At 70.7% G+C, this 22,436-nt stretch carries 18 protein-coding genes; 10 read left to right on the forward strand and 8 right to left on the reverse strand.

From position 1 onward, the window contains the following. Positions 1-102 precede the first annotated feature (102 nt). Genes IE316_RS03535 through drmB form a run of 4 tightly spaced genes read left to right on the forward strand, consistent with a single transcriptional unit; the run spans position 103 to position 11,853 of the window. Positions 103-4,851: a DEAD/DEAH box helicase gene (locus IE316_RS03535; RefSeq protein ID WP_190202586.1), complete on the forward strand. Its 4,749-nt coding sequence runs from the start codon at positions 103-105 to the stop codon at positions 4,849-4,851. Beyond that, complete coding sequence (locus IE316_RS03540; protein ID WP_190202587.1) at positions 4,848-6,752, forward strand: ATP-dependent helicase; 1,905 nt, start codon at positions 4,848-4,850, stop codon at positions 6,750-6,752. Before IE316_RS03535 ends, IE316_RS03540 begins: the two co-directional genes overlap by 4 nt. Then, a complete protein-coding gene (locus tag IE316_RS03545) occupies positions 6,749-9,991 on the forward strand; it encodes a helicase-related protein (protein ID WP_190202588.1) in 3,243 nt (1,080 codons plus the stop codon). Before IE316_RS03540 ends, IE316_RS03545 begins: the two co-directional genes overlap by 4 nt. Continuing rightward, positions 9,988-11,853 carry an MrfA Zn-binding domain-containing protein gene (gene drmB / locus IE316_RS03550; RefSeq protein WP_190202589.1) on the forward strand — a complete coding sequence of 622 codons (1,866 nt, stop codon included), beginning with the start codon at positions 9,988-9,990 and terminating at the stop codon, positions 11,851-11,853. Before IE316_RS03545 ends, drmB begins: the two co-directional genes overlap by 4 nt. 18 nt (positions 11,854-11,871) lie before the next feature. Here the strand turns inward: drmB and IE316_RS03555 are convergent, their stop codons facing one another. Further along, a complete protein-coding gene (locus tag IE316_RS03555; protein ID WP_190202590.1) occupies positions 11,872-12,489 on the reverse strand; it encodes an ATP-binding protein in 618 nt (205 codons plus the stop codon). Between the two features lie 234 nt (positions 12,490-12,723). Here IE316_RS03555 and IE316_RS03560 point away from each other — a divergent pair, with 234 nt between their 5' ends. The 4 genes from IE316_RS03560 to IE316_RS03575 all read left to right on the forward strand — a co-directional run bounded on the left by IE316_RS03560 (position 12,724) and on the right by IE316_RS03575 (position 14,450). Beyond that, a complete protein-coding gene (locus tag IE316_RS03560; RefSeq protein WP_190202591.1) occupies positions 12,724-13,572 on the forward strand; it encodes a helix-turn-helix domain-containing protein in 849 nt (282 codons plus the stop codon). Continuing rightward, positions 13,569-13,787, forward strand: a complete 219-nt coding sequence (locus IE316_RS03565; protein WP_190202592.1) for a DUF397 domain-containing protein — start codon at positions 13,569-13,571, stop codon at positions 13,785-13,787. Before IE316_RS03560 ends, IE316_RS03565 begins: the two co-directional genes overlap by 4 nt. Positions 13,788-13,872: 85 nt before the next feature. Next, positions 13,873-14,169 (forward strand): DUF6247 family protein, encoded by a 297-nt coding sequence (locus IE316_RS03570; protein WP_229910168.1) that lies wholly within the window; start codon positions 13,873-13,875, stop codon positions 14,167-14,169. After that, positions 14,166-14,450, forward strand: a complete 285-nt coding sequence (locus IE316_RS03575) for a hypothetical protein (protein WP_190202594.1) — start codon at positions 14,166-14,168, stop codon at positions 14,448-14,450. Before IE316_RS03570 ends, IE316_RS03575 begins: the two co-directional genes overlap by 4 nt. Before the next feature lie 149 nt (positions 14,451-14,599). Here the strand turns inward: IE316_RS03575 and IE316_RS03580 are convergent, their stop codons facing one another. The 4 genes from IE316_RS03580 to IE316_RS03595 form a co-directional block, all read right to left on the reverse strand. Then, positions 14,600-14,974 (reverse strand): DUF4259 domain-containing protein, encoded by a 375-nt coding sequence (locus tag IE316_RS03580; protein ID WP_190202595.1) that lies wholly within the window; start codon positions 14,972-14,974, stop codon positions 14,600-14,602. Between the two features lie 102 nt (positions 14,975-15,076). Further along, positions 15,077-15,550: a carboxymuconolactone decarboxylase family protein gene (locus IE316_RS03585; protein ID WP_190202596.1), complete on the reverse strand. Its 474-nt coding sequence runs from the start codon at positions 15,548-15,550 to the stop codon at positions 15,077-15,079. A 93-nt stretch (positions 15,551-15,643) separates the two neighbouring features. Beyond that, entirely contained in the window at positions 15,644-16,528 is an 885-nt protein-coding gene (locus tag IE316_RS03590; RefSeq protein ID WP_190202597.1) for an alpha/beta fold hydrolase, read from the reverse strand. Positions 16,529-16,603: 75 nt separating this feature from the next. Continuing rightward, positions 16,604-18,274, reverse strand: coding sequence for a glycosyltransferase family 2 protein (locus IE316_RS03595; protein WP_190202598.1), 1,671 nt, complete (start codon positions 18,272-18,274; stop codon positions 16,604-16,606). Positions 18,275-18,839: 565 nt separating this feature from the next. On the opposite strand from IE316_RS03595, the gene IE316_RS03600 reads away from it, so the two are divergent. Then, the gene (locus tag IE316_RS03600) at positions 18,840-19,235 is read left to right on the forward strand and encodes a peptidase inhibitor family I36 protein (RefSeq protein ID WP_190202599.1); all 396 of its coding nucleotides are present in this window, start codon (positions 18,840-18,842) and stop codon (positions 19,233-19,235) included. 83 nt (positions 19,236-19,318) lie between these two features. Here IE316_RS03600 and IE316_RS03605 read toward each other — a convergent pair whose 3' ends face one another. Continuing rightward, positions 19,319-19,774, reverse strand: coding sequence for a DUF2267 domain-containing protein (locus IE316_RS03605; protein WP_190202600.1), 456 nt, complete (start codon positions 19,772-19,774; stop codon positions 19,319-19,321). A 103-nt stretch (positions 19,775-19,877) separates the two neighbouring features. Next, positions 19,878-20,300, reverse strand: coding sequence for an Hsp20/alpha crystallin family protein (locus IE316_RS03610; protein WP_190202601.1), 423 nt, complete (start codon positions 20,298-20,300; stop codon positions 19,878-19,880). 186 nt (positions 20,301-20,486) lie between these two features. Between IE316_RS03610 and IE316_RS03615 the strand changes: the two genes are divergently transcribed. Next, on the forward strand, positions 20,487-20,789 hold the full coding sequence (locus tag IE316_RS03615) for a hypothetical protein (protein ID WP_190202602.1): 303 nt from the start codon (positions 20,487-20,489) through the stop codon (positions 20,787-20,789). 117 nt (positions 20,790-20,906) lie between these two features. On the opposite strand, the gene IE316_RS03620 is transcribed toward IE316_RS03615, so the two are convergent. Continuing rightward, positions 20,907-22,427, reverse strand: a complete 1,521-nt coding sequence (locus IE316_RS03620) for an MFS transporter (protein WP_190202603.1) — start codon at positions 22,425-22,427, stop codon at positions 20,907-20,909. Positions 22,428-22,436 lie beyond the last annotated feature (9 nt).

The following is a 22,436-nucleotide window of genomic DNA, read 5'->3' on the forward strand; positions in this document are numbered from 1 at the left end:
ACAGACGACGCCTTCGTGCAGGTCGGAGCGGTCGACCGAGCTTCTTTCGCCCCTCGTCCCCGCTATCCGGATGCCTCTCGCCGCAGGAGCCGTGAATTCACCGTGCCCGATTCTCATCAGCCGGTCATTCGTACCGTCCTCGAACAGTCCTCGCGCGTTCTCCAGACCTATGCGGTCGACCCCGGCCTCGTACCGGAACACGCCAATGGTGAACGTCGTATCACCCAAGGCGGCTACGGTGACCGCCAACTCTTCGAACTCGTGCAGAACGCGGCCGACGAAATCGCCGATCACCCCGGGGGTTGTGTCCAGGTCGTGCTCACCGACACGCACCTGTACTGCGCGAACGAGGGCACAGCCGTGTCTCCCGAAGGCGCGGAAACCATTCTCCGAATGAGCATGTCGCGCAAGCGCGGCGGTCAGATCGGCCGTTTCGGTGTGGGTGTGAAATCCGTCCTGGTCGTCACGGACACCCCGCAGTTCTTCAGCAGATCCGGGTCGTTCGGATTCGATCGCGAATGGGCCTTCGAGCAGATCCGGTCGGTGCCCGGAGTACGGGAGCGCCTCGGCGAGCGGTTCGAGGCGCCGGTGCTGCGCATGGCCCGTCCCCTCGACGAGGCCGCCGAGCGTGCCCAGGATCCCGTCCTCGACGAGCTGCTGAGCTGGGCCACGACCGTGGTCCGCCTGCCGCTGCTGGACGGCGCCGCGGGCAGGTTGGCGCTGGACATGCACGGCGGGCGGACGACCACCGGATCGGCCCGCGAGGAGTTCCCGATCGGTTTCCAGCTCCTCTCCCCGCACGTCGCGAAGGTCGTCCTGGAGGACCGCCGGCGCTCGACCGTCCGCCGTGTGCTGACCACCGAGCAGAGCGGGGACCTGCACACGGTGGTGGAGGAGCGTACGGGCAGGCCGACCCGGAGCGTTCGCTGGCGGGTCTTCTCGACCACGCACGAACCCGGACCGGCGGCCCGCGCCGACGCCGGTGAACTGCACGACCGTCTCGCCCTCGACCTCGCCTGGGCGGTGCCCGCGCTGGAGAGGGACCCGAAGAGCGGACTTTTCGTGAGCCCGCAGGCGCGCGGACGCGGCCGGTTCTGGTCCTTCTTCCCGACCAAGTACGAGATGTCCCTGAGCGGCATCCTCAACGGCGCCTGGAAGACCAACGAGGACCGGCAGAACCTGCTCGACTCCTCGGCCTTCAACGAGGAGATGATCAGGGTCTCGGCAGCGCTGGTGGTCGATTCGCTGCCCCGCCTGGCTCCTGCCGAGGATCCCGGCGCCCACCTCCCGCTGCTGCCGGGCCGGGTGAAGGAGGCGATCAGTTGGGCCGACGCGTTCCTGACCCAGGAGATCTGGGAGAAGGCGGCGGTCCGTCCGTCGCTGCCCGACCAGGACGGCGTGCTGCGGGTACCGACCGAGTTGCGTGTTCCTCCGCGTCTCGACAAGGAACGGAGCGTCGAGTGGTTGCGGATGTGGCACGAGGCCCCCGGCCGGCCGTCGAACTGGCTGCACCCGTACGCCGAGGCCGACACGATCCGCGCCGGCAAGGTCGAACACATTCTCGGTGCCGCCGGGCACAAGCGGTCCGACGTGCGCGAATGGCTGGAGGCCCTCGTCGAGTGCGGCACCGCCGAAGCGTCGGCGGCGGCGATCCGCATCCTCGCCGAGATGGTCAGGACCGGATCGCCGCTCGCCGATGACGCCCGTCAGGCGCAGATCGTCCTCACCGAGGAGCACGGCCTGGTCGCCCCCGTCCCCGGCCAGGTGTTCCGCCGTTCCGACGAGGACGGGCTGAGGGAGTCCCTGCAGTACGTGGTCGCGGACATCGCGCGGAATCCGGATCTCGCCTCCGCGCTCAACCTGCTCGGCATCCGGGAGGCGGACGCCGAAGGCCGGTTCATCAGCGTGCTCGACCAAGGTTTCACCGGCTACGGGGACGCCGAGTGGGAGCGCTTCTGGGACCTGTTCCGGCAGGCCGGGGGTCGCCGCCTGACCCACACGGTGCTCAAACACGTACCGGACGCCCGCGAGACGCTGCGCGTGCGCACGGCGGACGGCAGGTTCCGCCCGGTGCGCGACTGCATGGTGCCGGGTGTGGTGGTCGACGCCGGACGCGAACCGAGCATCGCCGTCGACACGAGGTTCCACTCGGACGACCTCGCCTTCTTCCGTGACATCGGCCTGCGGGAGCGGCCGTCCACCTCGACGCGGCCGGAGGGCGAGGCGTGGTTCGAGGAGTACCGGGAGGCCGTCCACGCGTCCTACCTGCGCAGCCTCAGCCCCGGCGCCCCGCGTCCCGCCCTCAACCGGATGAAGGTGGAGGGGTCCCCGATCGGTGGTCCGCTGCACTTCTTCCGGTCGCTGTCCGAGGAGTCCCGCGCGGCCTTCCTCAAGGCCCTCCCCGACGAGGCCGTGGTGGACAACTGGACGCGACAGATCGGTGTCCAGGCGAGCACCCGCCGGGCCGTGATGTCGCCGATCCGCTGGATGCTCAGGAAGTACGGAACCGTCGCCACCTCCAAGGGGATCAAGCCGCTGGACGAGGCCGTCGGGCCTCAGCTCGCCGCCTACCGCGACGTGCTGCCGGTCGCCGACATCTCCCCGGAGAAGGCCCGCAAACTGCGCCTGCCCGCGACGGTCGAGGAGGTCCCGGCGGAGCACTGGGAGGCGCTCCTCGCGGAGGTGGCCCGGAGCGAGGACGACGCGTTCGTCGGCAACACCTACGTCATGCTGACCCGCTTCGGCGCGGAGTTCCCCGAGGACTCCCTGACCCGCTGCCGGATCGGGGACACCTGGAGCACCCGCCCCGACGAGGAGATCACCGTCGCGGTCGGTACGACGGAGTACCGGGCGCTGCGCGCGGAGCAGCTCCCCGCACTGCTGGTGGCGACCCCCGAGGACGCCGAGTTGATGGTCAAGGAGTGGCGCATGAAGCGCTACGCCGAAGCCATCACCAAGGAGACCCGTGAGGTCCCGGACGGCGACCCGGTTCCGCTCGTGGAGCTGTACCCCGCGCTGCGCCAGCGGTTGAACAGCGGCAACCGGAACACCGTGGTGCAGCGGTGCACCGAGTTGGAGGAGGTGACCCGGACCGAGAACGGCACCAAGTCCCGTCCCCTGGACGCGGTGCGACAGGACGGCACCATCAAGGTCCGCGTACCTCTGGATCCCGAGCAGATGCTGCGGCTCGTCGACCGTGAGCTGGGGCTCGGGCTCGGTGCCGCCGGTTGTCGGACGGTGCTCGAACACCAGGAGCGCATGGCCCGGGACAGCGCGACGAAGGCCGCCCTGAAGGCCGTACGCGATGCCGAGGACGTCGTCACCAAGATCGAGCTGCTGATCGGTGCCGAGGCGCTGCGGACCGGGCTGCCCGACGGGCTGATGGAGGCCGAGCTGCAGGCGACCGGCGGTGCGGAGCCCTCCGGGCACCGGATCGCGCAGATGGCCTTCAACGCGCACGGCGACGGCGTGCTCCAGCAGCACGCCCGGGACATCCAGGCCAGGTTCCCCAACGCGCCGGTGGCCTACGGGGGTTCCTCGGCCGCCGTCGCCTTCGTGTCGGACCTGCGATTGCCGGTGTCCTTCGCCGGTTCCAGGGCCCCGGCACCCCCCGTCTTCGAGACGGTGGACGGCCCTCGGGACTTCCCTCGGCTGCACGATTACCAGGAGGACCTGGTCCGCAACATCACCACCCTGCTCGACCGGTTCGCCCCGCAGCGGGCCATGCTGTCGCTGCCCACCGGAGCGGGCAAGACCCGGGTCACCTCCGAGGCCGTGATCCGGTGGGTGAAGCGGGTCGGCGACCTGGGCGGTCCGCTGCTGTGGATCGCGCAGACCGAGGAGCTGTGCGAACAGGCCGTCCAGAGCTGGAAGTTCGTCTGGAGCAAGGTGGGAGCGGAGCGACCGCTCACCATCAGCCGGTTGTGGAGCACCCATGAAGTGGGGAACGTCGTCGAGAACCCGCACCTGGTGGTGGCCACCGACGCCAAACTGGAGCGGTGTCTCGGCACCGACCAGTACGCGTGGCTGCGGCAGGCCGCGCTGGTGATCGTGGACGAGGCCCACACCGCCATCTCCAAGCGGTACACGGAGATCCTGACCAGGTTGGGACTCACCCAGTACGAGACCGGCCGGCATCTGCTGGGTCTGACCGCCACGCCGTTCCGCAACACCAACGAGGAGGAGACCCGCCGCCTGGTCAACCGCTTCGGAAACCGCCGGCTGGACGAGGGCGTCTTCCCGTCCGGTGATCCTTACCGGGACCTCCAGGACTGGGGGATGCTCGCGCGCGTGGAGCACCGCACCCTGGAGGGCGGGGAGATCGTGCTGGAGCCCGACGAGAAGGTCCAGGCACTTCGGATGGCGATGCTGTCCCGTGCCGCGGAACAGCGGCTCGCCGACGACCACGCCCGCAGCCGACGCATCGTCGACGAGGTGGCGGGCCTTCCGGAGGACTGGCCGACGCTGCTGTTCGCCACCTCCGTGGACCACGCCAAGTACCTGGCGGCCATGCTCAACGACCGCGGGATCCCGGCCGCCGCCGTCGACTCCACCACCAGCCCCCAGGACCGGCGTCGGCGGATCGAGGACTTCCGCGCGGGCCGCATCCGCGTCCTCACCAACTACGGCGTCCTCACCCAGGGCTTCGACGCCCCGGCCACCCGGGTCGTGGTGGTGGCCCGGCCGGTCTACAGCACCAACGTGTACCAGCAGATGATCGGGCGCGGCCTGCGCGGGCCGAAGAACGGCGGCAAGCCCACGTGTCTGATCCTCAACGTCAGCGACAACATCGCCAACTTCGACACCCAGCTCGCCTTCACTCAGTTCGAGCACCTCTGGAGCCGTACGTGACCGACGTCTACCTGGACAGTCCGCCGCTCACCGACGAGCAGCGTGCCGTGGTCGAGCAGCCCTGGGACGCACGTGTCCTGGTCACCGCGGGTGCCGGGGCGGGCAAGACGCACACACTGGTGCGCCGGCTCGACGCGCTGTGCGGACACGAGGACCCGGAGGAGGCGCTGCAGGCCGCCGAGATCCTGGTGCTCACCTTCTCCCGGGCCGCCGCCCGCGAGTTGCGCGAGCGGATCTCGCGGCACGGGGAGAGCGCCCGGCGGGTGCGGGCACGGACTTTCGACGCGTGGGCCTACGAGGTGCTGCTGCAGGCCCACCCGGACGGTGAGTGGGGCGCGGTCGGCTTCGACGAGCGGATCGCCGCCGCGACCCGTGCGATCGAGAAGGGCGCGCTGGAGAGCGGCGACGCCGTGCCGCCCGCGCATGTCGTGATCGACGAGGTGCAGGATCTGTTGGGCGAGCGCCGTGAACTGGTGGAGGCGTTGCTCGACCGGTACCAGGACACGTGCGGCTTCACCGTCGTGGGAGATCCCGCCCAGTCCGTCTACGGCTTCCAGATCGCGGACCCGGGCGAGCGCGCCGCCGAGACGGGCAGGTTCTTCGACTGGCTGCGCTCCTCCTATCCCGACGACCTGGTGGAGCTGCACCTCACCGAGAACTTCCGGGCCGACACCGAGGAGGCCCGGGTCGCATTGGCACACGGCCCTCGTCTCCAGCAGCTCACCGACGCGGACGAAGCGGCGACGCTCTACGAGGAACTGCGTGACCTCCTCCTCGCCCCGGCCAACGCGCTGGGCGACCTCGACGACGAGTTCACCCTGAGCGGCCTGCGGGACCTCACCGACACGTGCGCGATCCTCACCCGCGACAACCAGGAAGCCCTCGTGGTCTCCGAGTCGTTGCACGCGCACGGTGTCGAGCACCGGTTGCGGCGCCCGCTCGAGGAGCGTCCGGTGCCGTACTGGGTGGCCGAATTGCTGCGCCGCACGGAGGCGACCGGCCTCACCGAGGACCGGTTCCGTGCCCTTCTCGCGGAGATCCCCCTGCCCTACGAGCCGAACGTCGACGCCCTGTGGACGGTGCTGCGTCGGGTCGCGCGCGGCCCCGGCCGGGGGGTGCTGGACCTGGACCGGCTGCGCCGCGCGGTCGCCGACGGCCGGTTCCCCGACGAGGCGTCCGACCCGGAGACCGCCCGGGTCGTCGTCTCGACCGTGCACCGGGCCAAGGGCCTGGAGTTCGACCGGGTGGTCGTCCTGACCCCGCCGACCGTCGCGGAACTGCACAAGCGGTACGAGGGCGAACTCGACCTCCCGGCCGAGGCCCGCGCCCTCTACGTGGCGATGACGCGAGTCCGCCAGGACCTCTACCACGCGTCCCCGCCCGAGCTGCCTCTCTTCAGGAGAGCGGGACACCGGCGGGACGGCCGCCGCTACCTCGGGTCCTGGCGGTCGTACGACAGGTACGGGATCGTCGTCGAGGCCGGTGACGTGTGCCGGGACGATCCGCCCGGCCCCGAGGCGGAAGCCGTCGACACCCAGGCGTATCTCCTGGCACGGGTCCGCCCCGGCCAGCGGGTGGTGCTGCGCCGGCGCCACGACCTGCCGATGGGCGAGACACAGAGCCCGCCGTACGCCCTGCTGCACGACGGACGGGAGATCGGCGAGGTCTCGCGACAGTTCCGCGAGGACCTGTTCCAGGTGCAGAAGGTCAACCGTACGTGGGATCCGTGGTGGCCCGACGAGATCCATGACCTGCGGATCGACACCCTGGAGACCGTGGCGGGCAGCACAGCCGCCGGGGCGAACGCCGGCCTCGGCGAGCGGGGCGTGTGGATCGCCCCGCGGATCACCGGCATCGGACGGTTCCGCAGAGCCAACAACGACGAGGAGCAGCGCGCATGACGCACGTGGCAGGCCGACACTCCGAGCACTATCGGGTGCGGGACGAGGAACTCCTCGTGGGGCTCCGCCGTGAACTCTTCGGCCCCGCCGAGGACGCCGCGCCGGAGGACCGCGCCGAGATCCTCACTCAAGACGCGCCGATCGACCGGTACCTGACCGGGGTGCTCTATCCGCGTGCCTCGAAGGAGCGGAGGGCCGAGAACGCCGCCGAGGTCGCCGGCCTCGACGCCCCGCCCGTGCTCCCCCGTGAGGACGTCGAGGAGTCGAGCACCGCACAGGAGGTGGACGCCTCCGGGGACCGGCGCCCCTCCTCCATGGGTCTGACCTTCGCGGTCCGCCCGTCGATAAGCGGCACGATCGTGGTCTCGGCCCGTGCGGCGATCTACGAGCCCACCGACACCGAGGGCAAGCCGATCCCGGCCCGCCGCGCCGAGGCCCGTACGACCGCCGAGCAACGGGAGCGGTGGCGGCGCAGGGAACTCGACCTCCCGGACGTCCACGTCGACATCACCGCTCCGGATCCCGACAAGCGGGAGAAACTCGACGACAGGGTTCACCTGCGCGTCAACGTCCGGCCCGCCGACTCGAAGACCGACACGGTCACGGTGACGGTCACCCTGATCAACACCCAGCAGGTCGGCGAGTGGGATCTTCAGGACGCCTTCTCCCTGTTCCAGTGCGGCCTGACGGTCCGGGCCGTCAACGGCGCCTCGGCATTCGTCGAGCGTCCCGCTCCGGCTGCCGCCCACGACCCGGAGATCGCCACGAGTCGGTTGTTGCACCGGCACGCCCCGACCTTCGCCGTCGGACACGGCTGCGCTGCTTCCTGGGACTGGACTCCGTCGCCGATCGGCATGACCGACACCAGGCCGGCCGCCGTCTCCGAGGTACGGAGCGAGTTCGTGCCGAGCGTGGAGGTACTGCTCACCGACTCCAACCCGGAGATCGACAGCTCGTCGCTGTCCATGCTGGGCCTGGCCAAGAATCCCGACGCGGAGGTCCTGGCCGCCCTCGAAGGACTCGCCTCGGATTACGGGGACTGGATCGACCGGAAGGCGGCCGAGGCGGACGCGCTGGTGGGCAGCGCTCACGCAAAGCCCGCGTTGGACCAGGTCAGGGCCTGTCGCGAGGCCCTCGGTCGGATCCGCGAGGGCATCGAGTTGCTGCGGACGAAACCGGACCTGATGAAGGCGTTCCGGCTCGCCAACCGCGCCATGGCCGATCAGCGCGCCCGCAGCGCCTGGGTGAAGGGCGGACGCATGGGCGCCCCCGACCCGTCCGCCGGCCACTGGCGCCCCTTCCAGATCGCTTTCGTGCTGCTCTGCATGGCCGGCATCGACGATCCGAAGCACGACGACCGGAAGATCTCCGACCTGCTCTGGTTCCCCACCGGCGGTGGCAAGACGGAGGCTTATCTCGGTCTGATCGCCCTGACCTCCTTCCTGCGCCGCATCCGCAAGGGTGCCGACGGCGGGGGCGTCACCGTCCTCATGCGCTACACGCTGCGGCTGCTCACCCTCCAGCAGTTCGAGCGGGCCGCGATCCTGCTCTGCGCCATGGAGCGCATGCGTCGCCACACGCCCGAGCTGGGTCATGAGGAGTTCTCCGTCGGCATGTGGGTGGGGCGCTCGGCCACTCCCAACACACTGGCCGAGGCCGGCGCCAGGCTCGACGAGCTGCGCGCGAACCTCGACAAGCGGCTCGCCACCGAGAACCCCGTCCAGTTGCACGCCTGCCCCTGGTGCGGGACCCGCCTCGACGCCCGGGACTACGAGGTCGACACGGACGCCAAGCGGATGTACATCCGCTGTCCCGGCACGGGCTGCGACTTCGCCGACGGCCTGCCCGTCCACCTGATCGACGAGGCGGTGTACGACGCGCGACCGACGTTGGTGATCGCCACCGTCGACAAGTTCGCGTCGATGCCGTGGCGTCCCGCGACCGCCGCCCTCTTCAACCGCGACGACCCGGACGCCGGCACGCCCGCCCCGGAGCTGATCGTCCAGGACGAACTCCACTTGATCTCCGGCCCGTTGGGCACCCTCACCGGCCTCTACGAGACCGCCGTGGACGCCCTGGCCGACCACCCCAAGGTGATCGCCTCCACCGCGACCATCCGTCGGGCCTCCGACCAGGGCCTCCACCTCTTCGCCCGCGAGGTGCGACAGTTCCCGCCCGCCGGCCTGGACTCCCGCGACTCGTGGTTCGCGGTGGAGACCCCGCGCGAGGAGAAGGCGAGCCGCCGTTACGTCGGCCTGCTGGCCCCCGGCACCAGTCAGTCCACCCTGTTGATCCGCACGTACGCCACCCTGCTGCACCGGGCCCAGCAGGCGCGGACGGCGGACGAGGTGCGCGACGCGTACTGGAGTCTCGTCGGCTACTTCAACAGTCTGCGCCTGCTCTCCGCCGCGGAACTCCAGGTCCACGACGACGTGGTGGCCTACCTGGAGCTGCTCGCCGAGCGAGAGGGCGTGAAGGTGCGTTCGGTCGCCAACTACTCCGAGCTGACCAGCCGGATCGACGCCAGCGAGATCCCCACCCGGCTCAAGGGCATCGAGAAGAGGCTCCCCGACGAGGACACCGTGGACGTGCTGCTCGCCACCAACATGATCGCGGTGGGCGTGGACGTGGATCGGCTCGGGTTGATGGCCGTGATGGGCCAGCCGCAGACGACCGCCGAGTACATCCAGGCGACCAGCCGGGTCGGTCGCGCTCACCCCGGCCTGGTCGCGGTCATGCTCAACTCCGCGCGCGCCCGGGATCGCTCGCACTACGAGAACTTCCAGCACTTCCACTCGGCCCTGTACCGCGAGGTCGAGTCGACCTCCGTCACACCGTTCTCCGCCCGCGCCCGGGAGCGGGGCCTGCACGCGGTGATCGTCGCCCTCGCCCGCATCTTGATCCCGGCTGCTCGACCCAACGAGGCCGCCGGCAGGGTCGAGTCCTACGTGGACGTCCTGCAGGGGCGCATCAAGTGCCTGCTGCTGGATCGCGTCGCGGCCGTCGCACCGGAGGAGACCGACGCGGTACGGCAGGGCTTCGACGAGTTCGTCGAGTGGTGGCGCAAGGAAGCCAGCAACCACAGTGGCCTGCTCTTCGAACCGAAGCGGGGCAGCCGTGCCCCTTCGCTCCTCAAGGCGTACGACGACGAGACCGAGGACGCCGAGGCGTGGCCCACGCTCTGGAGCCTGCGAGACGTCGATGCCGAGTCCGCCCTGTTCATGGAGGGAACCCGATGACCCCGCCCCCCGCCCGTCGCCGTCGGACCGGAGCGAACGGCAGCACGCCCACGCACAACCTGCCGCGACGCGGCGCGGTCCGCCGGGCCCAGGCCATCACCACGTACGGTGTCGGCTCGCTCATCGCCGTCGATCACGAGTCCTTCATCGTCTCGGGCCTGGACGAGGCCGACCGGAGCTGGAACGGGGACGAGGCCCCGCGGATCTACGAGCGGCGCCTGGCCCGCCTGCTGGAGGTCGACTGCTTCAGGCTGCCACCGGCGTCGGACGACACCAGCAAGGACGGCCTCCGGGTCCGCCGCTTCCCGCTGATGCACTCGTGCCCCGAGTGCAACGAACTCCAGCTCCATCGCGACTTCAACCCGCCCGCCGGTCGCAGCGTGTGCGGCACGTGCGAGGTGGACCTCGTCCCCTCCCGTTTCGTGGTGGCCTGCGAGGCCGGTCACCTCGACGAGTTCCCCTACTGGCAGTGGGTGCACCGCTCCACCGACCGAGGTTCCACGACAGGCGGGCGGTGCGGGGGAAAGCTCAGGCTGCGCACGTCGGGCCGTACGTCCTCGCTCCGCTCCATCATCGTCTCCTGCACCTGCGGGCAGGCACCCGAAGTGTCCATGGAGGGCTCCTTCCGCAGGAAGGCGCTCAAGGACCTGGGGCTCACCTGTCGGGGCGCCCGTCCGTGGCTCGGTTCCGCCGTCCCGTCGAAGGGTTGCGGACTCCCCCTGCGCACGCTGCAGCGTGGTTCCTCGTCGGTGTGGCAGCCGGTGCTGAAGTCGGCCCTGTCCATCCCGCCGTGGAGCCACAGGCGGGAGGATCCGCTCGCCGGGCACTGGGAGAAACTGCGGAAGTACGAAGACCGTGACCGCATCCACGCCTACCTCGATGCCGTGTTCGACGAGCCATGGCCTCTTTCCGTGGACGAGGTGATGGAGTTGCTCGACGCGGAACGCGAGGAAGACCCCGTCGACGGCGCCACCCCCGCCTTCGACCACCGCTACCGCGCCCTGCGCAACAAGGAGTACGAGCGTCTTAGGGCCGGGAACGACGAGAGTGAGCAGTCCCGCGACGAACAGTTCGTGTGCGAGACCCCGCTGGGCGACCAGAGCGTGCTCGGTCCGCTCGGCATCACCGGCCCGATGCTGGTGAAGAAGCTCCGCGAAGTGCGTGCCCTTAAGGCGTTCACCCGCCTCGTCGACGCCGAGTCGACGACCGACGCGAAGGAGATGCCGCTCTCCGAGAAGGCCCTGCGCTGGCTTCCGGCCATGGAGGTCCGCGGCGAAGGAGTCTTCCTCCGCCTGGACGAGAATCGATTGGCCACCTGGGAGAAGGCGACGGCGGTCGCGGCGCGGGTCGAGCGGATGCGCACCGCTCACCAGCGGGTGCTGGACGAGCGGGCCGACGACCCGGGTCGGGCCGCGCCGTCCCCGGCGACCCCTCGCATGGTGCTGCTGCACACGCTGGCCCACGTCCTCATCAACGAATGGAGCCTGGAGGCGGGCTACCCGGCCGCTTCCCTGCGTGAGCGTCTGTACGCCGCCGACGACATGGCCGGGGTGCTCGTCTACACGGCCACGAGCGACTCGGCGGGCAGCCTCGGCGGCCTCGTCGCACAGGGCGAGCCGCGGCTTCTGGACCGCACAGTGCGTTCGGCGTTGCGTCGCGCCGCTTGGTGCTCCGCCGACCCGCTCTGCATGGAGGCCGAGGCGTCGGGCACCAACGGGACGAATCTCGCCGCCTGCCACGCCTGCGTGATGCTCCCCGAGACGAGCTGCGAGCACAACAACATCCTCCTCGACCGCGCGCTGCTGGTGGGTACGCCGGCAGATCCCGCCGTGGGTTTCTTCGAGTCCGTCCTGGAGAACTGACCCTCACCGCGCTCCCGGTCACCTGTGGACGACCGACGTGCGGCTGTCGAACCGCATCTGCGCCCGGTCCAGGACGTCGTCCGCGTCGCGGCCGTGCGCGTCGAGCCAGTGGAGGAGGTCGGCGATGACGGAGATCGCCGCCTCCTCCGCCTCGGCGACTCTCAGCCTGCCGAGCCAGGAGCGGTCCGGCGGACCCCCGGTACGGTAGAGGTCGATCACCGTCTGGGCCCGTGACGTCCACGGCCCCCTGTCGTGCTCCTCACCGGGCTCGGGTACGGCAGGGAGTTCGCACCACGTGACCTTGTGATCGGCGAAGAGATGAACGCCCCAGCGATCGCTCATGGCCGCGACGAGCCCCATGCCTCGACCGTTCTCCGCATCGACGTCCGCGGACACGAGGGTGGGCAGCGCGCGGGTGTCCGGGTCATGGACCTCGATGCGCAGGAACGCACCGTTCATCAGCAGCGCGAGGGTCGTCGGCGTTCCGACGCCGACGTGACCGATGACATTGGCCACCAGCTCGCTCACGCAGAGCTGCGCCTCGTCCGCCAACTGCGGCAGTCCCCACCTGTCCAGTCGCGCCCGTACCGCTCGGCGCAGATCCGCGACCTCCTGCTCCAGGGCCACGAACTCCATGACCCATGGCGTCCACCCCGCACACGTACTCGGAATCACCCAAGACCTCCGTCGCTCACCGGTCCGTATCGACGGAGCCGCGAAGCAACCCCGCACCGATCGTCCTGCTCCGCCAGGATGACGGGAGCGAATCTCGCCGTGCAATGTGCACAACGGGATTCCCACCAACGGATGACTGGCGCGGCGCGGCTCCCGCCACCCAGACTGAGAGCCGTTCCGCACAAGGGAGTTCCGATGGCCGGATCACCGACGGCACGCCGCCGTCGTCTCTCCATCGAGCTGAAGAAGCTCCGGGAGAAGAACGCGCTGACCTGCGCCCAAGTGGGCGCCGCGCTGGACTGGAGCGGTTCCAAGGTCAACCGTATGGAGACCGGCAGCGGGCGGGTCCAACCGTCGGACGTCGACGCCCTGTGCCGCTTCTACGGCACCACGGACGAGCTGCGCGAGTTCCTCAAGTCGCTGGCCCGACAGGCCAAGACGCGAGGCTGGTGGCAGGTGCACGGGTCCGGAGTGCCGGAGTGGTTCTCGATCTACATCGGCCTGGAGCAGGACGCCTCCACGCTCCGGCAGTACCAGTGCGAGGTGCTACCGGGCCTTCTCCAGACCGAGTCGTACGCGCGTGAGCTGCACACCTGCGGCTCGTACTTGCCTCCCGAGGACATCGATCGCGCTGTACGCGTGCGCCTGGAACGTCAGACGATGCTCGACTCCCCGGACGCTCCGGACTGCTGGTTCATCGTGAGCGAGGGCGCGGTACGGAGAGTGATCGGCGATCGGGAGCTGATGCGGGCCCAACTGGAGCACGTGCTGGTCGCCGTGGAGCGACCGAGCGTGACGTTCCAGGTGCTCCCCTTCGACGCCGGTACCTGTCCGACCACCGGCTCCTTCACCATGCTGGGCTTCCCCGATCCGGAGGACCCGGACATCGTCTACCGGGACGGCATCACCGACGCGATGTACTTGGAGGGCGAGCCGCATGTCCGCGAGTACACCCGAGCGTTCGACGAGCTGCGGGCCTCGGCCCTGAGCCCCCGGCGGAGTGTTCAGTTGATCAGGAACGTGGTGAAGGAGAGCACACAGTGAACAGCGACGATCTCGACGGTGAGCGACCCCTCGCCTGGTTCACCTCCTCCTACAGCAACGGCGCCGGCGGCGAATGTGTCGAGGGCGCCGACGACGGCGACCGAATATTCCTGCGCGACACGAAGATCGGCGACGCACTCGTCACGGTCGTGGGGGCACCGGCATGGCACTCCTTCACGCACGCGATACGCCAAGGCTGGCCGACGCCCCCCTGACCGGCGACGCGACGGCCTAGGCGCGGCCGGCGAGAACCTGTAGGACACTCCAACCAGGACCGAGGAGACCGAGGAGCAGATGATCGTGGGCGCACAGCAGGTCCAGGCGGACGTTCACGCACCATTGCCGTTGAGGACCATCGGCGACATAAGAGCCGCTCTGCGATCCGGTCACGGGTTCCCGGGCGACCGGGAGACCTTCGAAGAGGATCTCCAACGCGCCCTGGAGTCGTCGTCGGAGACCGACCTCAAGGCCGTGGCCACGGTGATCGTCGACTACCGCGGCAGGATCCGCCTGTACCAGGATCCCGACTTCGACATCGCCGTCCAGGAGGGCATCGACCTGGCGACACGCCTCAAACGGGAAGACGGCAACCCGTGAGCGGCGTCATCGCGGCCGTGACCGTACGAGCCGCCCAGCGGGCGAAAGAACTCGGCGCGGACCAGGCGTTGGAGGCGTTACGGCACGAACTGGAGATGCTCCCGCGACTCGGCGTACTGCTCGGGCCGTCCCGTCCGGACGGGGTGGAGGTACGCAAGACCAGGATCGAGCCCGCGGGCGGCGTCCCGGGACTGGCCGTGGCGTACGTGTACACACCGGCACCCCCACCTCCGACGGTCGCCATCACCTCGGTGACCCCGGACGACGGCGTTCCCGAATAGGTCGGGCACATCCCCACCCTGGGCGTGGAATCGGCCGCCGAGCCGACGAGGCGACGGCTCCCGCCGCGCAGCCGCTGAGGAGCCCCAGGACAGCGGTGAGACAGGGCACTCCGACGGCGGGGACCGCTCGGCGGTATGACATCTGCCGGCTAGTCCGTCGTCTCGTGGCGGGACACCGCCGCCAGGTCGTCGAACGTGCGATGGAGGACGGTGCGGCGCTCGGTCTTGTAGGCCGGTGAAGGGTCGAGGTCGTCGATGGTGGCCTCCCAGACGGCCATGAACGTCTTCTTCCAGCCCTCGATCACCTCCGGGGCCGGCAGGCCGGTGGCGTAACCGGCGTGGGCGAGGGTGTGGAGGAGTTCGAGGTCGCAGGGTACGGCGACACCCCAGTACTCGTCGGGTTCCAGGGCCACGGGGTCACCGGACATCGCGTCGGTGACCTCGGTGACGAGGCGGTCGATGACCGCCGACAGGTGATCCAGTGCCGTATCGCTCTCGAAGTTGCCGCTGCCCCATGTGCCCATGTGGTCCCCCGCCGGGTGTTTCGTTGTCTCCGGGGCTCATCAAAGCAGGGCGTACTGACATCGGGGCGCCGCCGCCGGGGCAGGGCGACGCCCCGGGGCGGGTCAGCCGAACATGCCCGGCTCGTAACCCCCCGCCGGCTGGCGGGCGATGACGTTGACGCGGTTGTACGCGTTGATGAGGGCGATGAGGGAGACGAGGGCGGCGAGTTGGTCGTCGTCGTAGTGCTTGGCGGCGTTGGACCACGCCTCGTCGGTGATGCCGGTGGCGGCGTCGGCTATGCGGGTGCCCTGTTCGGTGAGTTCGAGGGCGGCGCGTTCGGCGTCGGTGAAGACGGTGGCCTCGCGCCAGGCGGCGATGAGGTTGAGGCGTACCGGGGTCTCGCCGGCGTGGGCGGCGTCCTTGGTGTGCATGTCGGTGCAGAAGCCGCAGCCGTTGATCTGGCTGGCGCGGATCTTCACCAGTTCCTGGGTGGTGTGGGGCAGGGACGAGTCCGTGAGGACCTTGCCCGCCGCCTGGAAGTGGCCGAACAGCTTGCGGGTGACCGGGTTGGCGAAGAGGTCGATGCGGGCTTCCATGGGTTCTCCTCCGGGGTGGTGCGCGTACGTCGTCGAAGTGCTTACGCAGCTATGACGGAGGGGCGGGCGGAAGTGTGACAGGTACGGCGGAATTCAGTGGTGCGGCCTTCTGGTGAGGAGGTGCTGGAGGGCCTTTGTCGTGGTTTCCGGCTGTTCGTCCAGGAGCCAGTGGCCCGCGTCGCTCAGCATGGTGAGTTCGGCCTGGGGGATGTGGGCGGCCAGTTCGGTGGCGATGCGGGGGGCGAGGTAGGGGTCCTTGCGGCCCCAGATGACGGCCGTGGGACAGGTGATCCCGGTGAGGCGGGCGCGGAGTTCGGGGCGGGGGGAGGTGCGGTAGTCGGCGAAGAAGCGGAGGAGCCAGCGGCTGCCGCCGGGGGTGTTCATCCAGTCGACGTAGGCGCTGAGGGTCGCCGGGTCGAGGTGGCCGGCGTGCAGGAGGGGCGCGAGGGAGCGGCGGTGCAGTCCGGCGAAGGGCAGGCGGCGGGCGAGGGAGCGCAGGACGGGGGTGCGGCCGGCGAGGGTGAGAAAGGAGAAGACGGCGTACCAGGGGCGGGAGAAGGAGGACTGGGCGCGGCTGTTGAGGATGGCCAGGCGGCGTACGCGCTCGGGGTGGGTCTGGGTGAAGCCGAGGGCGAGGAAGCCGCCGTAGTCGTGGCCGAAGAGGTTGACCGACGGGATGCCGAGGGCGTCCAGGAAGCGGCCGACGCGGGCGACCTCGGTGTCGTAGTCGAAGGGGAGGTGCGAGGGGCGGTCGGAGGCGCCCCAGCCGAGGAGGTCCGGGGCGATGACGCGGTGGGTGCGGGCGAGGACCGGGATCTGGTGGCGCCAGCAGAGGTGGTTGGCCGGGTAGCCGTGCAGGAGAAGGATCGGTTCGGCGTCGGGGGGGCCGGACTCCCAGTACGCGATGCGCGCGCCGCCGTCCACCGTGGCCTTGCGGAGCGGGGCGCTGGGCGGCCTGCCGGGGTTCTCGCTGGTCATGGGTCTCCTCGTCGTCGTGGCCCGCGGGGCCGGGCCTGTCCGGAGCAACGACGGACGGCGGTCATGCGCACGCGGTCAGTTACCCGATCGGGTGAATCGGCGGGCAAAGGGAGCCAGGCGGGAGCGAACGGGTGAGGGCAGGCGTTTGACGAATGTGCGGGCCCGGCGGCGGAGACGGGGGGACGTGGCGGTGTGCAGGAGTACGTGGTCCAGGGGTGAGGTGTGGTCCGGGGGGCCCACGGTGAGGGTCAGGTGGCCGTGCGGGGCGGTCCAGGTGGGCAGGAGCAGGCGGGGCGGGGTGGCGACGCGGGTGGCGGGGAGGAAGGGGCGGTCGGTGGCCGGGCGGGTGATCCGGGCGCGGCGGCCGATGCCGAGGAGCTGGGCGGAGGCCCAGACGAGATGGGCGCCCGGCGGCAGCTCCGTGCCGTCGGCGAGGGTGGCGGGGTCGATGACCGTGGTGCCGGAGACGACGACCTGGTGGCGGCCGGCGCCGAGGGGGCGGGTGCGGGGGGTGAGGTCGGCGTCGGGGAACCACCACTGGTCGCGGTCGGGGTCCTGGACGAGGAGTTCGCCGTACGCGTAGGCGAGGGGGTGCGGGACCTCCCAATTCTCGGCGCCCTTGATGCCGTCGAGGAGGTCGGGGTCGAGGAGGAGGCGGCCGTAGCGTTCGTGGAGGGTGAGGGGTTCTCCGTCGGGGCGGAGCAGGGAGGTGGTGGTGGAGACCAGCAGGCGGCCGTCGTGGCGGCGGAGGTCGTCCAGGGTGACGTGGGTGGTGATCCCGCGGGTGCGGCGGGCCAGTTCGACCAGGGAGTCGAGGCGGCCCTCCTCCAGGAGCGTGGCGCGCAGCCGGGTGATCGCCGGGAAGCCGTCGCGGACGCCCGGCGGAAAGGCGGTGAGGGCGAGGTCGCGGACGGTCGTGAAGTAGTGCTCCAGGGTGGAGCCGGTGCGCTGCAGGACGCGGGGTTCGGTGACCGGGCGGAGGAGTTCGACGCGGTAGGAGCGGCGCAGGAGGTGGTCCTGGAGGGGGCCGGGGTCGGTGCCGGCCTTGATCTCCTCGACCACCGTGCGTAAGTGGCCGTAGTACGTCTCGGGGGAGGTGGCGCGGGAGCTGGTGTTGCCGCCGTCCTCCCGGCGGTTCCAGAGGTAGCAGGGCGGGCCGGCGAGGATGGAGACGGTCTCGGCGCGGACGTAGGCGCGGGCCATGAAGACCTGGTCCTCCAGGCGGACGCGGCCCTCGGGGAAGGCGATGCCGTGGGAGAGGAGGAAGTCCCGGCGGAACATCTTGTGCGGGGTCAGGCTCTCGAAGAGGGGCGCGTCGGCGGCGGTGCAGCGCTCCACGGTGCGTTTGAAGACGTTGCTGGGGCCCGCCATCGTGCCGGCGACCCTGCCGAGGACGATGTCGGAGCGGTTGCGGGCGGCGATGCGGTGGAGGCGTTCCAGGGCGTCGGGGGCCAGCTCGTCGTCCTGGTCGACGAACTGGACGTACTCGCCGCGGGCCTCGCGGACGCCGACGTTGCGGGGGCGGCCGGGCCAGCCGGAGTTCTCCTGGTGCAGGACGCGGACCCGGCCGGGGTGGCGGGCGGCGAGGGCGTCGAGGCGGGCGCCGGAGCCGTCGGTGGAGCCGTCGTCGACGTAGACGATCTCGTAGGCGTCCTGGCCGATGGTCTGGTGGAGGAGGGAGGGGGCGGACCGTTCGAGGTACGGGCCCGCGTTGTAGACCGGCACCACGATGCTGACCTTGATCACTTACCGCTCCCTTGTGTCGCGGGATGTGTGTCGGGTGGTGTGGGTTCTTGCGGGGGTGTGCGTCAGGTGGTCGTGCGGGGGTGTGCGTCCGGTGGTCGTGCGGGGTGCTGCGTCCGGTGCCGGGGGCGGCCGGGCCGGCCGGGCCGGCCGGGCCGGCTGGCGTCGCCCGGCGTCTTCCGGTGCCGGCCGGGGTCGGCCCGCGTCGCCCGGCGTCGTCCGCGCGGTCCGGGAAGCCCCGGTGACGTCCCGGCGACCTCCTGGTGTCTTCCGGTGTTCCAGCATCGCCGGGGAGCGGTGGCTGCCGCCAGACGGTCGTCGGCCGTCCGGCGGTCCGCGGTGGCCGGTCGGTGTGGGGTGACGGCGGGTGATGCAGTGGGGGTGTCTCCACGGCTTGCGTCGAGCGGATAACGCGACGGTCCGGCCTGTCCCGGAGCTCGCGGCCGATGTCATCTCGGTGAACCGATCGCGCGCGGGGGCCGTTGCATGACCGGGTGTCCTTGAGGAGCGGCATCCGGAGGCGGCGGTCATGGCCGCGCTTCCACGGGCAGCAACGGAAAGGACGGTCATGAAGCTGACGACCAAGACCGCGGTGGTGGCGGCGGCCATCGCCTCCACCGCCGTACTGGCGGTTCCGGGAACCGCGTCGGCCGACCCCAAGGACGGGATCGTGAGCGCCTGTCAGGAGGGGAAGATCTGCCTCTTCGACGGCCACAACTACACCGGGGACATGCTGCAGCTCGATCCGCTGACCAGTCCGCCGGTCAGCTTCCCCTTCGTCGGCTGGGATTGGAACGACCGGGCCAGCTCGGTGTGGAACCGAAGCCGCTGGGATGCCTGCATCTACACCGACGCCGACTTCAACGGCCGCTACTACTTGATCCCGCCGGGCGCGACGCAGGAACTGTTGTTCCTTTACGACAACGCGGTGAGCTCCGTCGCGGTCGCGCAGTGCGGAGGCTGAACTGACTGCCGCGACCCACGGCGGCCCCCCGTCACCCGGCCGGGTGGTGGGGGGCCGCCGTGGGTCGCGGCGGGCTGCGTCGGTCAGTTCGCCGGGCTCAGGTCCGCGCGGCCGAACAGCAGGGCGTAGCCCGGCGGGAGCTGGGCGAGGATGCGGGTGACCAGGTCGTCGCCGACCAGGCCGGGCAGGACGCTGAGGACGGAGCTGACGTCCCAGCGGGCCGTCGCCGGGGTCGCGCCCGGGACGCGGGCCGCGACCGAGTCGACGAACTCGGCGGCGGTCAGCGGGCGGGTGGCCGGGATCTGCGAGGCGACCACGGTGGCCGCCTCCTCGGGCAGTGACTGGGCGAGGTCGACGCGCTCGTCGCCGACGACGTGGCCGCCGAGGGCGGAGAGGACGATGCGGGTGACACGTTCCGCCTCCGCCCGGGTGGGGTAGCGGCCGGCTTCCCGCACCTCCTCGATCAGGTCGGTCCAGGTCCGTCCGGGCCCGTCCGCGAGCGGCGCCGTCGTCGTGCCCGGCATCGTCGTCACGGTCATCTGCGGTGTCCTCCTCCGGTTCCGGTGGGGCTGGGGATCGAGAAGCGTCCCGCAGGCGGGCGGTTGGGCCGGGCCTGCGGGACGCTCCTGCGAACGGGGGCGGTCAGCTACGGATCTGCTTGCGGTCGCTGCCGCCGGTGATCTGGATACGGCGCGGCTTGGCCTGCTCGGCGACCGGGATGCGCAGGGTCAGGACGCCGGCGTCGTACGAGGCGTCGATGCGGTCCGTGTCGAGCGTCTCGCCGAGGAACAACTGGCGGGTGAAGGTGCCGGTGGGCCGCTCGGCGACGACCGTCTCCGCGCCCTCGGGGGCGGGGGAGGTGCGCTCGGCGCGGACGTTCAGGACGTTGCGCTCGACGTCCAGCTCGATGGACTCGGGGTCGATGCCGGGCAGGTCGAAGTGGACGATGAAGTCGTCTCCGGCGCGGTAGGCGTCCATCGGCATGGCGGACGGGCGCGTGGTGGACCCGAGGACCTGCTGGGCGAGTCGGTCGAATTCACGGAAGGGGTCCGTGCGCATGAGCATCACAGGTCACTCCTTTCCTTCGGCGCTGGGTGCGATGCCCGTGGTGCCTCTTCTTATATAGCTCCGGAGAGGAAACTTGACAAGCCTCGACTCAGGTGCCGGTGGAAGGGCAGGTGGGGGCGGGGTCTAGCCTCGGTCGTGGAAGGTGGAGCGCGCGTGTCGAGGCGCATCCGTGAGGAGGCAGTGATGGCGAAGGTTCCCAGCGCGGTGGTCGCGGCGGGCGGGCTCGTCGGCGGGTACGGAGTGGCCCGCTGGACGCGTAAGCGGCAGCTCGGCGGGGCGGTGCTGGCCGTCGCGGGGGCCGCGGCGGCGCGGCAGTGGCGCCGGCAGGCGGGCGGGCCGGCGGCGGGGGCGCTGAGCGCGGCGTATGTGGCGGCGTTCGCGGGGTCGCATCCGCTGGCCAAGAAGGTGGGCGCCTGGCCCGCCGTCTTCGGCGTCGCGGGCGCGGTCGCCCTGGCGTCCTGGGCGGTCGCGGACCGGCGGGGCTGAGGGACGGGGCGGGGCGGGGCGGGGCAGACCGGGGTCCCCTCGCACGGGGCCCTGCCGGCGGACCCGGGGCCCGACGCCCTCGGTCACACCGGCGCCGTCCCCCCGCCCCGAGTCGGATCACACGGACGCCGTCCCCGTACCCGCCGTGCCCGCCGTCCCAGTACCCGCCGGACGCGCCGCCGACAGCGGCTCGGCGATGTCCTCCAGCGAACGCTGCTCCGCCCGGACCGCGAGGAACGCGGCGACCAGGCCGGCCGCGCACATCAGGCCCGCGCCGATCTGGAAGGCCAGCACCGTGTCGCCGACGACGCCGGACTCGGTGAGGTCGGCGAAGAGGAGCGGGCCGCTGATGCCGCCGGCGGCGGTGCCGAGGGCGTAGAAGAAGGCGATGGCCATCGCGCGGGTCTCCATGGGGAAGATCTCGGAGACCGTGAGGTACGCGCTGGAGGCGCCCGCGGAGGCGAAGAACAGCACCACGCACCAGCACGCCGTCATCGTCGTGGCCGTCAGCGAGCCGCGGTCGAACAGCCAGGCCGTGCCGAACAGCAGCAGGCCCGACAGCAGATAGGTCGACGAGATCATGATGCGGCGGCCGACGGTGTCGAAGAGCTTGCCGAGGAGCAGCGGGCCGAGGAAGTTGCCCGCGGCGATGACGGCGAAGTAATAGCCGGTGTGGCCGGTGGGGACGTCGAAGAAGGTGATGAGGATGGTGCCGAAGCCGAAGGTGATGGCGTTGTAGAGGAACGCCTGGCCGATGAAGAGGGAGAGGCCGAGGACCGCGCGGCGGGGGTACTTGCCGAAGACGGTCTTGGCGATCAGGCCGAAGCCGATGCTCTTGCGCTGGTGGATGGTGATCTCACCGGCGGGCTCCGGCAGCTTCGCGCCCTTCTCCTGCTCGATCTCCCGTTCGACCCCCTTGACCAGGGTCTCGGCCTCGTCGCCGTATCCGTGGATGAACTGCCAGCGCGGGCTCTCCGGGACGTGCCGCCGGACCAGCAGGATGACCAGGCCGAGGACCACGCCGAGGGCGAAGCTGAGCCGCCAGCCGAGGTTCTTGGGGAAGATGTCGGTGTTCAGCATCACGATGGACAGCAGGGAGCCGCCGATCGCGCCGAGCCAGTAGCTGCCGTTGATGATGAGGTCGACCCGGCCGCGGTACTTGGACGGGATCAGCTCGTCGATGGCGGAGTTGATGGCCGCGTACTCGCCGCCGATGCCGAAGCCGGTCAGGAAGCGGAAGAGGAAGAACCACCAGGACTCGAAGGACAGGGCGGTCAGCGCGGTCGCCGCCAGATAGACCACCAGGGTCGCCATGAACAGCTTCTTGCGGCCGTAGCGGTCGGTCAGCCAGCCGAAGAACAGGGCGCCGGCGCAGGCCCCCGCCACATAGAGGGCGGCGGCGAGGCCGGTGATCTGGGCGGCGCTGATGTCCAGGCCGCTGCCGCTCTCGGCGATGCGGCCGGCCACGTTGCCGACGATGGTGACTTCGAGGCCGTCGAGGATCCAGACGGTGCCGAGGCCGATCACGATCATCCAGTGCCAGCGGGACCAGGGCAGCCGGTCCAGACGGGCCGGCACGGCGGTGGTGACGGTCCCCGTGGAGGCGGGCACCGAGGCCGGCGACGATTCTGCTGTCATGGGCTCCCT

Source organism: Streptomyces fumanus (genome assembly GCF_014655295.1).
GTDB classification, from domain to species: domain Bacteria; phylum Actinomycetota; class Actinomycetes; order Streptomycetales; family Streptomycetaceae; genus Streptomyces; species Streptomyces fumanus.